The sequence below is a fragment of the Sinomonas albida genome, assembly GCF_004919045.1.
Lineage (GTDB): Bacteria > Actinomycetota > Actinomycetes > Actinomycetales > Micrococcaceae > Sinomonas > Sinomonas albida.
The window spans coordinates 132,516-147,577 of the sequence record NZ_SWDW01000003.1 but is presented as its reverse complement, the minus strand read 5'-3'; the positions used below and the strand labels follow the sequence as shown (position 1 = coordinate 147,577).

Below are 15,062 nucleotides of genomic sequence, written 5' to 3'. Positions count from 1 at the left end.
GTGTCCGCGGAACGATGGTTTCAGGCCGCCGAAGGGGCGGCACACCTTGAACCAGGAGCAGGATTTCCGATGACCGGCCTCACCCTCAGCTTCGCCAACATCGTGCTCGCCGTCGCCGTCCTCGGATGGGCGATCGTGCGACAGTTCCAGACGCGGGCCGTGGGCGCCCTGCGGGCCCGCATGTTCGTGATTCTCGGCGCCATCGGCGTGTGGCAGCTCGCCCAGGTCGCCGACTCGCACGGCTTCACGCCCGTCGAGGCCACCACGCTCGCCCTCTCGATCGGATTCGCGGCGGTCTTTGGCTGGCTGCGCGGCCGCGCGGCCGCGGTGTGGATCGAAGACGGCGTCGCCTATCGGCGTGGTGGTTGGTCCGCGGTTGCCCTGTGGATTGCTGGGATTGCCGTGCACGTGGGCGTCGAGGCCTTCGGCTCGGTGCTTGACGGCGTCCGCGGCCCGAGCCCCGCGGCGAGCGCGTCAATCATGCTGTACATCGCGGTCACGCTCGGAATCCAGGGCCTCGTCGTGAGCCGGCGTGCCGCGTCCATCGCCTGGGCCGGGGAGCCGCTGCGGCAGCCGGTCGCCTAGGAGCGTTGTCCACATACGACGGCGCCGCCCTCCCGAGCCGTCGATGACCCCGCTAGCGTCGGGGTCATCGACACGCTCGGGGGGACCTTGTGGGCAAGGCAGCACGCATCAGGAAGAGCTACGCGGAGGGTTCGCGAGAGGCGAGGGGGCCCGAGTCTCCGGACCGCTACATCGAGGGGTGCACGGTTCGTCAGGCCGACGAGCTGCGCTGGCACTGCGCCGAGGCGGTCCGGGCGCTCGGGTACCGTGCGTGGGACCGGGGGAGCCATATCGTGGTGACCGGCGGGCCGTTCGCGGCACCGGGCGCGACGCTTGGCTTCACGACCATTGCCCGGGAGGCGGCCCGAGTGCCTGAGGCCGACTGGGGCGCGCTCACGGCGGACATCGTCGGCCACCTCATCTCGACGGCCCTGGCGTCCCCGCCGCATCTCTCGAGGGAGGAGCTCCGGGATCAGCTGTTTCCCCGGTTCTCGGCTCCCGGCCGAATCCCGGAGCCTCGGCTCGCGGAGGACTACACGTATTCGCGGCGCGTTGCCGGCCTCCCGCTCCTTCTCGCGGTGAGGCACAGTCAGGCCTCCGCGTTCCTCGCGGATGTCCACCTCGCGAAGGCCGGAGGGGTCGAGGAAGCCTGGGAGACGGCCGAGGCCAACCTCTTCGAGGGCGAGCTCGGCGAGCCGACCGCCTACCAATCGGCCACCGGCTCGTCCGTGATCGTCCTGGAATCCGAGCACCCGCGGCAGGCGGCGTGGCTCGCGTATCCGGAGCGGCTCGTGGAGCGGCTGGACCTCGAGGTCGGCTCCTCGGGGCTGCTGTTCTGCGTGCCGGCCCACCGCATGCTCGGCTTCCAGGCCGTTGACACCCTGGCCTCGGTCGAGGAGGTGCACCGGATGCGGGACCTCGCCGCGATCTTGGCCGAGGGCGAGGTCGCGCCGCTGAGCAGGGAGCTGTTCTGGTGGCGTCCAGGGGAGCGGGTCGTCGCGGCGACGACTCCGCTGGGCAGGACCACCGCAGTCCTCGACGAATCCCTCGAGGCGATCCTGCCCGGAGACGACGTGGCCGTCCCCGGCCCGGGACTTTGACACAATAGACGGGTGACTGCTGTGCCCATCGCCCTCCCGGAAGCCAACGCGCCCGCCAGGCTCGAGCTCCCGCCGCTCAGGCTCGGGAAGCTCACCATCGAGACCCCCGTGGTGCTCGCGCCCATGGCCGGCATCACGAACAAGGCGTTCCGTCGCGTCTGCCGCGAGTTCGGCGGCGGCCTCTACGTGTCCGAGATGGTCACGTCCCGTGCCCTGGTGGAACGCCACCCCGAGTCGCTGCGGATCATCTCCCACGATGACGACGAGCAGGTCCGCTCGGTGCAGCTGTACGGCGTCGACCCGGTCACGGTCGGCCGCGCCGTGCGCATGCTGGTCGAGGAGGACCGCGCCGACCACATCGACCTCAACTTCGGATGCCCGGTCCCCAAGGTCACGAAGCGGGGCGGGGGTTCCGCCTTGCCGTGGAAGACGGACTTGTTCACGTCCATCGTGACGACAGCGGTCCGGGAGGCCCAGCGAGGCGACATCCCCCTCACCATCAAGATGCGCAAGGGCATCGATGACGACCACCTGACGTATCTCGAGGCCGGCCGGATCGCGCGTGACGCAGGCGTCGCCGCCGTGGCCCTCCATGGCCGGACCTGCGCGCAGTTCTATTCGGGCACCGCGGACTGGGACGCGATCGCGCGCCTCCGCGAAAGCCTCCCGGACATCCCTGTGCTCGGCAACGGCGACATCTGGAGCGCCGAGGACGCCATTCGCATGGTGCGCCATACGGGCGTCGATGGCGTCGTAGTCGGGCGCGGCTGCCAGGGCCGGCCTTGGCTCTTCGGCGATTTGCAGGCCGCGTTCGAGGGACGCTCTGAGCGCAACCGGCCCGGGCTCGCCGCGGTGGCCGAGGCGTTCTACCGCCACGCAGAGCTCCTCGTGGACTACTTCGAGGACGAAGACAAGGCGCTGCGGGACATCCGCAAGCATGTTGCGTGGTACTTCAAGGGCTACACGGTGGGCGGGGAACTGCGGGCGAAGCTCGCCCAGGTGCCTACGCTCGCAGTCCTGCGCGAGCTCCTCAGCGAGCTCGACGTCGACGCTCCGTACCCAGGTGCCGACGCCGAGGGTCCCCGCGGCCGCGCCGGCTCGCCGAAGCGCCCGGCGCTCCCGGACCGCTGGCTCGAGAGCCGCTCGATGGACGCCGGGCAGACCCGGGACATCGCTGCGGCCGAGTTGGATGTCTCCGGTGGCTGAGCCCCTGAAGAACGGCCACTACGGGGCCGAAGACAGCCTCCGGTGGGTTGCCGAGCCCATCAAGAAGAGCTACCGCAGCGATTTCGAGCGGGACCGTGCCCGCGTGCTGCACTCGTCCGCCCTCCGGCGCCTCGGCGCCAAGACGCAGGTGGTCGCGCCGGACACGGACGACTTCGTCCGCACGCGCCTCACGCACTCGCTCGAGGTGGCCCAGGTGGGCCGCGAGCTCGGCCGGGTGCTCGGCTGCGACCCGGACGTGGTCGACGCGGCATGCCTGAGCCACGATCTGGGCCACCCTCCGTTCGGGCACAACGGCGAGAGCGCGCTCAACGACATCGCCCACCGGATCGGCGGCTTCGAGGGCAACGCGCAGACGCTGCGCCTCCTCACACGGCTCGAGCCGAAAGTGCTCGACGCCGCGGGCCGGCCCGCTGGCCTCAACCTCACGCGGGCGAGTCTCGACGCGGCGTGCAAGTATCCGTGGACCGCGCGCGACGCGCCGCTCGTGCATGGGCACCGCACGAGCAAGTTCGGGGCGTACGAGGACGATCTCGAGATCTTCGAGTGGGTCCGCAAGGGCGCCCCTTCTGGCCGGAGCTGCATCGAGGCCCAGGTCATGGACCTCTCCGACGACATCGCGTACTCGGTGCACGATGTCGAGGACGCGATCGTTGCCGGAAAGTTCCAGCTCAGGTGGATGGCGAACCCGGATCATCGGGCGCGTGTGGTCGGCTATACCCAGCAGTGGTACCTGCCGCACAGTGACCCCGCCGAGATCGATGCGGCGCTCGCGCGCCTCGAGTCCACTCCCGTCTGGGTGCTCGAGGCCGATGGCTCCCGGAAGTCCATGGCCGCCCTCAAGAACATGACGAGCCAGCTCATCGGCCGCTTCTGCGACAGTGCCCTCGGGCTGACCCGGGCCGCGTATGGCGAGGCACCGCTCACGCGCTACGCGGGCGAGGTCGTGGTGCCGGAGGAGACCGTCATGGAGATCGCGGTCATGAAGGGCCTCGCGACGACTTTCGTCATGACGACCGACCACCGTCAGCCCATCTACGAGCGGCAGCGCGAGGTGCTCCACGCGCTCGTGACTGCGCTCAGCGCGTCGGAAGACCGACACCTCGAGCCCATGTTCGCCTCGGACTGGCGCGCGGCGGCGGACGATGCGGCGAGGCTCCGCGTCGTGGTCGACCAAGTGGCCTCCCTCACCGACGCCTCGGCGCTCTCGTGGTACGAGCGTCTCGTCGGGAGCCTCCCGAGCCTCTGGTGACCGCCTCGGGACTGTCGGCGCGGGGGACTAAGGTGATGACGTGGCTGGGCTGATCAAACCTGAGGACATCGCCGAGGTGCGTGCGCGCACCGACATCAGGGAAGTCGTCGAGGGCTACGTCACCCTCAAGAGCGCCGGCATCGGTTCGTTCAAGGGGCTGTGCCCGTTCCACGACGAGCGTTCGCCCTCGTTCCACGTCCGGCCGCAGGTCGGCACCTACCACTGCTTCGGATGCGGCGAGAGCGGCGACGTCATCAGCTTCGTCATGAAGCTCGACCACACGGGCTTCGCGGAAACGGTCGAGAAGCTCGCGGCACGCATCGGCTACGAGCTGCACTACGAGGACGGAGCCGGGCCCCGGCGCGAAGAGGTCGGGAGACGGCAGCGGCTCCTCGACGCGCACAAGATCGCAGCCGAGTTCTTCCGCGATCAGCTGCTCGGTCCCGGCGCTGCCGCCGGACGGCAGTTCCTGTTCGAGCGCGGCTTCGATCGCGGCGTCGCGGAGCAGTTCGGCGTCGGCTTCGCGCCCCAGGGTTGGGACGGCCTCCTCAAGCATCTGCGAGGGCGCGGCTTCCGTGACGACGAGCTCAGGCTCACGGGGATGTTCTCCGAGGGCAACCGTGGCCCCTATGACCGCTTCCGCGGGCGCCTCATCTGGCCCATCAAGGACATCGCGGGGGACGTCATCGGATTCGGCGCGCGCCGGCTCTTCGACGAGGACCAAGGCCCCAAGTACCTCAACACGCCGGAAACGACGCTCTACAAGAAGTCCCAGGTGCTCTACGGAATCGACCTCGCGAAGCGCAGCATCGCGAAGAAGCGCCAGCTCGTGGTCGTCGAGGGCTATACCGACGTCATGGCCTGCCACCTCGCAGGAATCGACACCGCGGTCGCGAGCTGCGGTACGGCGTTCGGCAGCGAGCACATCAAGATCGCTCGCCGCCTGCTCTCGGACGACGGCACCGGGGGAGAGGTGGTCTTCACGTTCGACGGCGACGCGGCCGGCCAGAAGGCGGCGCTCAAGGCCTTCGACGAGGATCAGCGCTTCGTGGCCCAGACGTATGTGGCGGTCGAGCCGAACGGGATGGATCCGTGCGAGCTGCGCCAGCACCGCGGCGACGCCGCCGTTCAGGGACTCATCGAGAGCCGCCGGCCTCTCTTCGAATTCGCCATCCAGGCGACGCTGCGCAAGCACAATCTGAACACGGTCGAGGGCCGGGTCTCGGCCCTGCGGGAGGCAGCGCCCGTCGTCGCACAGATCCGCGACCACGCCATCCGGCCTGCGTACACGCGCGAGCTCGCCAAATGGCTCGGCATGGCCCCGGACGACGTTTCGCGTGCCGTCGGCGCGGCGGGGCGCCGCGCGTCCTCTGACGGCCCGGTCGGCGGACGAGCCGACCGGCCGGACCCCCGGGATCCGGTCGCAACGCTCGAACGGCAGGCTCTCGAGGTCGCACTCCAGCATCCCGAGACGCTTGACGATGAGGCGTGGCGCGATTTCGGATCGGCCCACTTCACGGTGCCGGCGTACCAGGCAGTGCACGCCGCGCTCGGGGCTGCGGGGCGCCCGGCCACGGGGGGCGAGGGGCTGTCGGCGTGGGTCGAGCGGATCCGCGACGAGGCCCCCGAGCCCCTCCGGCCCCTGCTCGCGGAGCTTGCCGTCACGCCCCTGCCGGCCTCGACGCAGGAATCGCTCGAGCGCTACTGCCGCGACATCCTTGCGGGGCTTTTCGAGCTCCAGATCACGGCCCGCAAAGCCGACCTCATGGGGCAGCTCCAGCGCCTGGATCCGAGCACCCCGCCCGAGGAGCACCAGCGCCTGAATCGCGAGCTCATGGAGCTCGAGCTGCGGCGCCGTCAGCTGCGCCAGCGGGACTGAGCCGATTTCCGATCCGGGCTCGCTCCCTGCTAATCTTTAGGGCGTTGCGCCTTCCCCCGTAGCTCAATTGGCAGAGCATTCGACTGTTAATCGAAGGGTTACTGGTTCGAGTCCAGTCGGGGGAGCTTGGAGCCCTATGCCCTGTGGCAGGCGGGCGCCATTCCCCCGTAGCTCAATTGGCAGAGCATTCGACTGTTAATCGAAGGGTTACTGGTTCGAGTCCAGTCGGGGGAGCCATCGGCCGGAATATCATGGATCCATGGCCGCGCGGAAGGTCACCCTGCCTGCCGGATGGACCCGTTACGAGGGTCCACTCCTCACGATCTGGCGCGAGCGGTACGAGCGCATCTACGGCGAGGGGTCTGCCGAGCACTACGCCGACGGCATGTTCGTCCGCGACCATCGCAGGCCCATCGCGCAATGGGTCAACTACTCGTCGAAGTCCGCTATCCTCGTGGCCCCCGAGACTCCCACCGGCTGGCCCGTCCAGCGCTTCGCGATCTACTACGCGCCCCCGGGTGACGGGTTGGAGCCCATTCTGACCGCGCGGCACGAGTGGCAGCCCCGGGCCCCGCGGGGGTCGACCACTGACGCGGACGCGTTCGCGGCGGCCGTCGAGTCCGCAGAACAGTTCCTCGTCGCCGAGGCCACCTTCGGGGCCATCGGCTGAGCCAGCTGACCCCGGCCGTCCCCTCCGGGCCCTGCCCCTCCTTCCCCGGTGCCGCGAAAGCGCGGACGTCAATGGTAGCTTTGGTGACGGACCGCCTCGTGGTCCTGTCAGCTTCGGCCGAGAAGGGGAAGGGGCCCAGCAATGAGTGGTCGCCACAGCTCGCCTGCCGGGAGGCGTCCGCGCCTTGCGGCCCTGCCGGACCTGGTGGGTCAGGCTGCGAGACTGGCTCCCCGTCAGCTCAACGACGAAATTGCCCTCGCGAAGTACGAACTCAAGGCCCGAGGGGTCAAGGTCGGCATCGGGGCCGGACTCTTCGCCGTGGCGCTCGTATTCCTCGGCCTCTTGGTGATCGCCCTCGTGGTGGCGGCGATCCTCGGCCTCGCGACGGTCATGCCGGGCTGGCTGGCCGCCCTCATCGTCGGTGCCGCGTGCCTCGTCATCCTCGCCGTTGCCGCGCTGCTCGGACTGGGCAACGTCAAGAAGGCCATGCCGCTCATGCCCGCTGACGCAATTCGCGGGATCCGACACGATCTGGGCGTCATCACCGAGGGTCGCGACTTCGATCCGCGCGTCCTCGATCCCACCACGATCCAATACAAGCGCGCGCAGGCGGCGAAGGAAGCGGCCGCGGCCAAGGCCAAGATGGACAAGGCTGCCGAAGACCGGGCGCACGGCAAGATCAAGCCGCCGACCCCGAGCGAGGCGGAGCTCCGCGCCCGCATCGCGAAGCGGCGCGACCACATCCTCGACGTCCGCGACGGACTCGTCGAGGAACTCGACGTCAAGCGCCAGGCGGAGGCCTTTGCCGACGACGCGCGCGACGCGTTCTTCCGGCTTCGGGGAGCCGCGCTGGCGAAGGCCCAGCGCACCTCCCACGCCCCGACGGGAGCCGCAGCCGGCGAGCCGACAGCGGAGGCTGCGGCCCGCGCGTCGTCCACTGCCGACGCCGTCAAGGAGCGGTGGGCACCGATTGCGGTCTTCACGGTCTCCGCCACAGCTTTCGTCGTGTTCCTGCGCAAGCTGGTGAAGAGCTGACGCGGCCTCGGGCCGCTGCTCGGGACTCTCGATGAAGATCTTCGGCGCGGGTGCCCGTCCTGGGCAGCCGTCGGTCTACCACCATCGCGTGCTGACTGTGCCGAACGTGCTCACGGTGGTCCGCTTCATGGGCGTGCCGCTCTTCATGTGGCTCGTCCTCGGCGCACGCGAATACGGCTGGGCCGTCTTCGTGCTCGCGGTCATGGGCGGCACGGACTGGGTCGACGGGTATGTTGCCCGGCGCTTCGACCAGGTGTCCGAGCTCGGGCGGGTGCTTGATCCCGCTGCCGATCGCCTCGCACTCCTCGCAGTGGGGCTCACCCTCGTGCTCGCGGGAGTGATCCAGTGGTGGTACTTCGCTGCGCTCCTCCTGCCCGACGTCGTCCTCGGCACGGCGTCCCTCTTCTACTTCCGCAACCACCCGGACCTTCCCGTCAGCCGCATCGGCAAGGTGCGCACGGCGTTCCTGCTCGTGGGCACGCCGCTCCTGGTCCTCTCGAAGCTGCGGATCCCCGGCGCGGAGGTGTATCTCGCGCTCGCGTGGCTCTTCCTCGTGCTCGGCCTCCTGGGGCACTGGGTGGCGGGATACAACTACTTCTGGGCGATCGTGCGCAAGGGCCGCGGCGTCCGGAGCGAGCGGCGAACCGGAGAGCCCCACGGCGGCCGGGACGGCGCAGCGGACGACGGCGGGGGGCGGCTCTGATGGTCTTGTTCGCCGTTGTCCTCGCCCTCCTTGGGGCGCTCTTCCTCGCCCTCGGTGCCCAGCGTCAGGGGAGTGCCGTCAAGGCAGATACCGGGGGCCTGGGACTCAACTCGAACGGCTTCCTGCGGCTTCTTCGGAACCCGCGGTGGCTCCTCGGGCTCCTGCTCCTGGGACTCGGGCTGCTGTCCAACATGATGGCCCTCATCACCGCCCCGCTCACAGTTGTCCAGCCGATCGGGGCGATCGCCCTGGTCATCACGACCGTTGTGAATTCGAAGGATCAGGGGATCACCCTCAACCGTCCGACCGTCGTCGCGATCAGCTCGTGCGTCACGGGGTCCGCGGTCTTCGTGCTTCTGGCCGTCGGGGCGACAGTCGAGAACCATCACGTCTCGAGCGCCGAGGAGCTCACGATTGTGCTCTTGCTCGCACTCGCGATCGCGCTGTTCGGCGGGCTCGCCGTCGTCTTCAGGCGGCGGCTCAACGCCTTCGTCTTCATCCTCGGTGCGGGCGTCCTGTTCGGCTTCGTGGCGGTCCTCACCCGCATCATCGGCACGCAGCTCCTCGATCCGAACGGGCTGTTTCTGCTCAATGTCCAGTGGTACTCGATCCTCGCTATCGCGGCGGCCGGCGGCCTCGGCTCGTGGTTCGTCCAGAACGCGTACTCGGCGGGCCCGCCGGACCTCGTCATCGCGGGGCTCACCGTGATCGACCCGATGGTGGGCATCGCGATCGGCATCACGATCCTCGGCGAGCTCGCGCCACACGTACCGCCCGTGATGGGAATCGGCATGGCTGCGGCTGCGCTCGTTGCTATCGTGGGTGTCGTTGCCCTGTCCCGGCATCACCCGGAGGTCACGAGCCGCAGGAACGAAGCGGCCCGCGAACTCCGGGGTTCCAGCGGACCCGGGCAGTGACCGGCCGACCAGGAGAGATATTCGTGACCCTGCCCGACCCCGAGGCTCAGACCGACAAGCCGCTGACGATCCTGATCGGCGCAGACACCTATCCGCCCCACGTGAACGGTGCCGCGCAGTTCGGCTACCGCCTCGCGAAGGGGATGACCGCCCGCGGGCACAACGTCCACGTGCTCGCGAGCCGCGCCGACAAGGGCAAGAGCTTCAGCGAGGCCCGCCCCGAAGCCACGGTCCACCGCCTGCGCTCGCACTCGGTGCCCACGCACCCGTACTTCCGCGTGGTGTTCCCCTGGGAGATCAAGAAGGAGATCGCGCTCCTCTTCGACCGTGTCCAGCCGGACGTCGTCCACATCCAGAGCCACTACATGATCGGCGAGCACGTCCTGTACGAGGCCGTGAAGCGTGGGATCCGCGTCGTCGCGACGAACCACTTCATGCCGGAGAACCTCAACCCGTTCCTGCCGTTCCCGAAGTGGTTCCTCGACATCGTGGGGCGCCAGTCCTGGAAGGACATGGGCAAGGTCATGGGCCGGGCAAACGTCGTCACGACGCCCACGCCGCTCGCCGCCAAGGCGATGCGCGACCACGCCTTCCTCCACAAGGTCATCCCGCTCTCAAACGGCATCGATTCCCACGCTTACGAGCTCGCGCCCGGGGAGCGCATCGAGCGCAACCCCTGGCCGACAGTGCTCTTCGCGGGGCGGCTCGCCGAGGAGAAGAACATCGACGTCCTCATCGACGCCGTCGCGAAGCTCCCGAAGGAGCTCAACGTGCACCTCGAGATCGTGGGCGATGGCGAGATCCGCCAGCGACTCGATGCGCAGGTCGCGCGGCTCGGCCTCGGGGATCGAGTGCGATTCCTCGGCCTCGCGCCGGATGCGGAACTCCGCGAGGCCTACATCCGCGCTGACGTGTTCTGCATGCCAGGCACGGCGGAGCTCCAGTCCCTCGTGACGCTTGAGGCGATGAGCGCCTCGACTCCCGTGGTGTTGGCCAACGCGATGGCTCTCCCGCACCTCGTCCGGGACGGCGAGAACGGCTATCTGTTCCGTCCCAACGACCGCGACGACCTTTCGGCCAAGCTCTCGGCGATTGTGAGCCTGCCGGAGGCCGAGCGCACCGCGATGGGCAAGGTGAGCCACGAGATGGTGCAGAAGCACAGCATCAAGAGCACGCTCGACACCTTCGAAGCGCTCTACCGTGGGGCGGACACTGTCCCCGAGCACGGCTGAGCCCCCGAGCGCGGCTGGCAGCTGAGCACTCGAGCGCGGCTGGCGCGGCGGACGGCCGGTGCGGGGCCTCGGCTCCTGTAGCCTGTAATGCGCAGCTATTGCTGCTGTGCGGGGGTGTAGCTCAGCCGGTTAGAGCAGCGGACTCATAATCCGTCGGTCGCGGGTTCAAGCCCCGCCGCCCCTACTGTGTGATCGGGCGTCCTGGGTGGTCAGGCACGCGTTGTGATCGGGTGCCCTGCTGGTCCCGTCTTCATCCGGAGGATGACCGCGGACCGCACAATGATGAGGACATTGAGCGCGAATGCCCCGATCTGGGTCACGCCCGTGGGGCGGCTCACCGTGTACAGCACTACGAGAACGAGCGCGACGGCGGCGAGGACGATCGCCGCGATGAGCGGCGCCTTCGCCGTCGAGTTCCGCGCCACGATGTTCCACACGCCGACACCGGCATAGCACACGGCGAGCACGCAGAACGCGGCGACGATAGCGACGGCCGCAGCCATGGCGCTCTCAGGGACGAAGCCCCCTGCTGCCTGGATGGCGCTCGTCGCCCGTGCGACCGACGTCCAGTTCAGGTAGCCGTAGAAGCCGGAGAACAGGGCGAGAAAGAGGGCGCTGCAGCCGACGATGATCCGCCAGCGGCTCGACCTCGCGGCATCTCTCGGGGAGAGGACGGCCGGTCCAGTCGGAGCTGGGCCGGTCCAGCTCGGCGCGGCGGGCCATTCGGCGGCGGGCCGCTGCGGCCCGGCGGATTCCTGGCTCAATGTGTGCTCCTGTCTGGTCCGCAGGGGCACTCCTTCGCTCCCCCCAACGGTGGAGAGCATACTCTCCGCGCCGCGGAGAGCGTGCAGCGTCGAGCGCCCGGCGCGGCCCGCCGAGCCCCGTGACGTGACGCGCCGATGACCCATTCCGCAGGACCGAATCTTGCCTTATCGTGTGGGCAGGCCGTTCCGCCTGGTCCTCGCTGTCGAGGCAGTCGGCGCGGCCCAAGAATTGGGGAAAGCGTGGGCCAGCGAACCGAGCACTTGAAGCGGCTGCGTCGCGCCTCTGTCGAGGCGCTGTGGACCGGCCGCGCCGCGGCGCTTGCGGGTGCCGCCGTAGCCATTCTCTCTGCAGCGGGCACCGTTCCCCTCGTCCCGGTAGCAGGCTTGGTCTTCGCGGCGGCTGGCGTGCTCATGGGCATCGTCGCGCGGCAACGGATCTTGGAGCTCGACAGAGAGCTCCGGAACGCCACGGTGGCGCGCCGCCCGGGTCCGAGCGCGATCCTCCCCGTGCCGGAGACCGTCGCGGCTGGTGCCGAGTCGTCGGCCTCGGCGAGTCAGGGGGCCGCCGGGGCGGGATTCGGCCCGCCCTCGCGGGGCGAGGACCTCACGGCCACCCTGTGGGAGCTCGAGCACGAGTTCGACATCCGGCGCGCCCTGCGTCTGGTGGGCGACGGCACGAGCGACGACCGAGACCTTGACGGCGGCGCGGACGGCGTGCGTCGTGAAGGAGTCGCGGACGACGGCGGCGCGCACGAAGGCGGGGAGGGCGGCCCTGCCGGGGATGGCGGCGAAGACGCGCTCATCGCCGAATCCGCGCTGCTCCCCGTGACGCTCTTCGACTTGGGCAGCCACAGGAGCTGGGACCGCCTCGTGCTGAGCGTCCCCGGCACGCTCTTCTTCCTCCGCGAAGAGGATCTCGATCACTCGGACCAGCCCGTGCGTCCGCCGCTCGTCGTGGTCGACGAAGAGTGCGAAAGTTGCGTCTTCTGGCTTCCCGGAGGCTATGGGCGGGGCAACCCGGCGTGGAAGGTGGCGTACGCCCGCTCACCGGACGGCGACCCGTACCTCAATCTCCATGTCGCGCACCGCGGAACGGTGCGGGTCAGGTTCCGGATCGCGAACTGCCCGCCGGGTCCGATCCGCGAGGGCCTGTGGGCGCAGTTCGAACTCCTCGCCCATCGCGTTGCTGATGCGGTCGAAGGGCGTCGCTGACGATCGCGGGGGCAGTCAGCCCTGGGACTCTTCGCCCCTTGAGTCCCATTCGTCCGCGCGGCGGAGGTGGCCCTCAGGTCCCTGATAGGCGGCGAGGTCCTGCCAGTTGTCCGGGAGGTCGGTTGCCGGGCCCTGCGCCCCGCGGCCTGACTTCCGGCCGGCCGACCCGCCCTGTGCTTTCCGTCCGCGTGACGATCCGCTGGCTGCCACTTCAGCCGCGGCGTCTGCGAGTTCCCTTCCGATCGTGAGGAGCGCGTTGCGACCGCTGTCGGAGGCGAGCGAGATGCCGGGGACATGCAGAGCGTCGGGGTCCGTTTCGGTGACGTCGAGGCCGAGCGACCGGGCTGCAGCCATCACGATTTCGGTCGTGCTGGCACCGGTGGCCTTCTGCAGGCCCCGGATCGTGTCGGGATCCGGGAAGTTCTTCAAGGGCGAGTTGATGAGCTGGAAGAGTCGCTTGCCGGTGGGGACGCCGCCGCACGCTCGCGACATGGCCTCGAAGGACCAGCCGCGGGCAGCCTTCACCTCCGCAAGCAGCGTTCCGAGATCAGGCTGGCTCATCACTCTCCCCTCATTTCGTGTTGGACGGTGTGGGTCCAACTCCTGAATCTTAGGCATCTCTCGCCGTCGCGTGCCGACACGCCGAGCCGGGGTGCCTAACTTCTGCCTAACTTTTCAGTGGTGCGATCCGCGTGATCTCGCGGATCGATGGATGCGGCTGCCTAAGATGTGCCTAACTTTGCTTGGTTTGACGTTACCTCATGCTTGACGTTGCGCGAGGCTGTCGATTGAATGGGGTAACGCATCAGGCATCGGACGTACCTGAGGGGGTGGCACGCCGGCATGCGCATGAAGCTTGTGGCGCACGACGCCCTAGTGGAGCTGATGTCCATTCGCGGCCTGTCAAACCGGGGCCTTGCGGAGTTCGTTGGCTGCGCGCCGGGAACCATCGACAACCTCGTCTCCGGGAGGACTCAATCCGTCAACGGTGCCCGCACGGCCAAGCGCATCTGCCTCGCCCTCGACGTGCCGTTCGAGGTCTTTTTTGTGCCCGTAATATCTAGTAATACTTCGCATGGCATAAACTCTAGCTCGAAGACCTGGAGTGCGCGCAAGGCCAAAGCGCCGCGCGAGGGGTCCGTGGAGTCCGGTGGTTGAGCAAGGACGGTCCAGCAAGGAATACTCGCTCCTCGCCGTCGCGGACCGCGTGCCGAGGCAAGGTATGGGTCTTGTCGGCTTGGGCTGCCGCTGCTATGTTACTGACCAGTAACTACGGCCGGTGATCATCTGGCCCTTGAGGTCAGGAGGACACCGTGACCCAGACGATTCCGGTTGAGCTGCCCTACGCCGACGGCGATTTCTACGCGTTCGAGGCGCTTCTCTCGGACAAGGAGCGTGACCGGCTCCACGAGGTCCGCGACTGGCTCGACGCGAACGTGCGTCCCATCGCAGTCGAGTGCTGGAACCGCGCGGAGTTTCCGCACGGCCTTGTCCCGCGCCTCGCCGAGCTGGACGTCGTGAGCCCGATCCGCCGCCAGGGGCATTCGAACCTCCTGGCCGGCCTCCTGCACGCCGAGTTCACGAGGGCCGATGCCTCGATCGCGACGTTCATGGGCGTTCACGACGGGCTCTTCACTGGGTCGCTCGAGCTTCTCGCCTCGCACGAGCAGCAGGAGGAATGGCTGCCCGACGTGTACTCCCTGCGGAAGATCGGGGCGTTTGGGCTCACGGAGCCGCTCGGCGGCAGCGACGTGGCGGGCGGAACCCGGACCACGGCTCGGCGCGAAGGCTCGAACTGGGTGCTCAACGGCGCGAAGCGCTGGATCGGCAACGCGACGTTCTCGGACTGGATCGTCGTCTTCGCCCGCGACGTCGACGACGATCAGGTCAAGGCTTTCCTCGTAGACACCTCCCTTGAGGGCTATTCGGCGACCAAGATCGAGAACAAGATCTCTCTCCGAACAGTCCAGAATGCCGACGTCACCCTCGAAAACGTCGTGGTGCCGCACGAGTTCAAGCTCGCCCACGGGAACAGCTTCCGCGACACGAACCGCGTACTCAAGGTCACGAGGCTCTCGGTCGCGTGGCAGGCCGTTGGGCTCCAGATGGCCGCGTTCGACGTGGCCCGCCGCTACGCCGTGGAGCGCATGCAGTTCGGCCGCCCGATCGCCTCCTTCCAGCTTGTCCAGGATCAGCTCGTGACGATGCTCGGCAACATGGTGAGCTCGCTCGGCCTCATGGTGCGCTTGTCGCAGCTCGAGGAGGCCGGCCGGGCGCGCGACGAGCAATCAGCTCTCGCGAAGGCCTACACGACGGCCCGCATGCGCGAGTCGGTGGCGTTGGGCCGCGGCATCCTGGGCGGCAACGGCATCGTGACGGACTACGGAATGGCCAAGGTGTTTGCGGATGCCGAGGCCGTGTTCTCGTACGAGGGCACGCACGAGATCAACACCCTCGTGACGGGCCGCGCGATCACGGGCATCTCCGCAATCGTCTAGGCGTCCGACATG

Annotated in this window: 15 protein-coding genes and 3 tRNA genes; 16 read left to right on the top strand and 2 right to left on the bottom strand. The window is 68.7% G+C overall.

The genetic code is table 11. From position 1 onward, the window contains the following. Positions 1-69 precede the first annotated feature (69 nt). The 13 genes from E6A26_RS04200 (at position 70) to E6A26_RS04140 (ending at position 10,760) form a co-directional block, all read left to right on the top strand. Entirely contained in the window at positions 70-585 is a 516-nt protein-coding gene (locus E6A26_RS04200; protein WP_136609936.1) for a hypothetical protein, read from the top strand. A gap of 89 nt (positions 586-674) precedes the next feature. Next, entirely contained in the window at positions 675-1,664 is a 990-nt protein-coding gene (locus E6A26_RS04195) for a hypothetical protein (RefSeq protein WP_136609935.1), read from the top strand. Between the two features lie 21 nt (positions 1,665-1,685). Then, a complete protein-coding gene (gene dusB, locus E6A26_RS04190; RefSeq protein WP_234865054.1) occupies positions 1,686-2,870 on the top strand; it encodes a tRNA dihydrouridine synthase DusB in 1,185 nt (394 codons plus the stop codon). Continuing rightward, positions 2,854-4,140 carry a deoxyguanosinetriphosphate triphosphohydrolase gene (locus tag E6A26_RS04185; RefSeq protein ID WP_136609934.1) on the top strand — a complete coding sequence of 429 codons (1,287 nt, stop codon included), beginning with the start codon at positions 2,854-2,856 and terminating at the stop codon, positions 4,138-4,140. Before dusB ends, E6A26_RS04185 begins: the two co-directional genes overlap by 17 nt. Before the next feature lie 40 nt (positions 4,141-4,180). Beyond that, a complete protein-coding gene (gene dnaG, locus E6A26_RS04180) occupies positions 4,181-6,019 on the top strand; it encodes a DNA primase (RefSeq protein ID WP_136609933.1) in 1,839 nt (612 codons plus the stop codon). A 52-nt stretch (positions 6,020-6,071) separates the two neighbouring features. Beyond that, positions 6,072-6,144 (top strand) — tRNA-Asn (locus tag E6A26_RS04175). A gap of 36 nt (positions 6,145-6,180) precedes the next feature. Beyond that, a tRNA-Asn gene (locus E6A26_RS04170) sits at positions 6,181-6,256 on the top strand. A gap of 22 nt (positions 6,257-6,278) precedes the next feature. Beyond that, positions 6,279-6,689, top strand: a complete 411-nt coding sequence (locus E6A26_RS04165) for a hypothetical protein (protein ID WP_136609932.1) — start codon at positions 6,279-6,281, stop codon at positions 6,687-6,689. A 141-nt stretch (positions 6,690-6,830) separates the two neighbouring features. Next, entirely contained in the window at positions 6,831-7,724 is an 894-nt protein-coding gene (locus tag E6A26_RS04160) for a phage holin family protein (RefSeq protein WP_136609931.1), read from the top strand. A 31-nt stretch (positions 7,725-7,755) separates the two neighbouring features. Next, a complete protein-coding gene (locus E6A26_RS04155) occupies positions 7,756-8,427 on the top strand; it encodes a CDP-alcohol phosphatidyltransferase family protein (protein WP_136609930.1) in 672 nt (223 codons plus the stop codon). Beyond that, positions 8,427-9,344, top strand: coding sequence for a DMT family transporter (locus E6A26_RS04150; protein ID WP_136609929.1), 918 nt, complete (start codon positions 8,427-8,429; stop codon positions 9,342-9,344). The genes E6A26_RS04155 and E6A26_RS04150 overlap by 1 nt, the downstream gene beginning before the upstream one ends. A 23-nt stretch (positions 9,345-9,367) precedes the next feature. Further along, positions 9,368-10,576, top strand: coding sequence for a glycosyltransferase (locus tag E6A26_RS04145; RefSeq protein ID WP_136609928.1), 1,209 nt, complete (start codon positions 9,368-9,370; stop codon positions 10,574-10,576). A 110-nt stretch (positions 10,577-10,686) separates the two neighbouring features. After that, positions 10,687-10,760: transfer RNA gene (locus tag E6A26_RS04140), tRNA-Ile, on the top strand. A 25-nt stretch (positions 10,761-10,785) separates the two neighbouring features. Here the strand turns inward: E6A26_RS04140 and E6A26_RS04135 are convergent. Then, entirely contained in the window at positions 10,786-11,340 is a 555-nt protein-coding gene (locus E6A26_RS04135; protein ID WP_136609927.1) for a hypothetical protein, read from the bottom strand. Positions 11,341-11,580: 240 nt separating this feature from the next. Here E6A26_RS04135 and E6A26_RS04130 point away from each other — a divergent pair, with 240 nt between their 5' ends. Further along, the gene (locus E6A26_RS04130) at positions 11,581-12,552 is read left to right on the top strand and encodes a hypothetical protein (protein ID WP_136609926.1); all 972 of its coding nucleotides are present in this window, start codon (positions 11,581-11,583) and stop codon (positions 12,550-12,552) included. Positions 12,553-12,567: 15 nt separating this feature from the next. Here E6A26_RS04130 and E6A26_RS04125 read toward each other — a convergent pair whose 3' ends face one another. Continuing rightward, positions 12,568-13,113 (bottom strand): hypothetical protein, encoded by a 546-nt coding sequence (locus E6A26_RS04125; RefSeq protein ID WP_136609925.1) that lies wholly within the window; start codon positions 13,111-13,113, stop codon positions 12,568-12,570. Positions 13,114-13,395: 282 nt separating this feature from the next. Between E6A26_RS04125 and E6A26_RS04120 the strand changes: the two genes are divergently transcribed. After that, positions 13,396-13,710 carry a helix-turn-helix domain-containing protein gene (locus E6A26_RS04120; RefSeq protein ID WP_136609924.1) on the top strand — a complete coding sequence of 105 codons (315 nt, stop codon included), beginning with the start codon at positions 13,396-13,398 and terminating at the stop codon, positions 13,708-13,710. A gap of 155 nt (positions 13,711-13,865) precedes the next feature. Next, on the top strand, positions 13,866-15,050 hold the full coding sequence (locus E6A26_RS04115; protein WP_136609923.1) for an acyl-CoA dehydrogenase family protein: 1,185 nt from the start codon (positions 13,866-13,868) through the stop codon (positions 15,048-15,050). Positions 15,051-15,062: the final 12 nt, after the last annotated feature.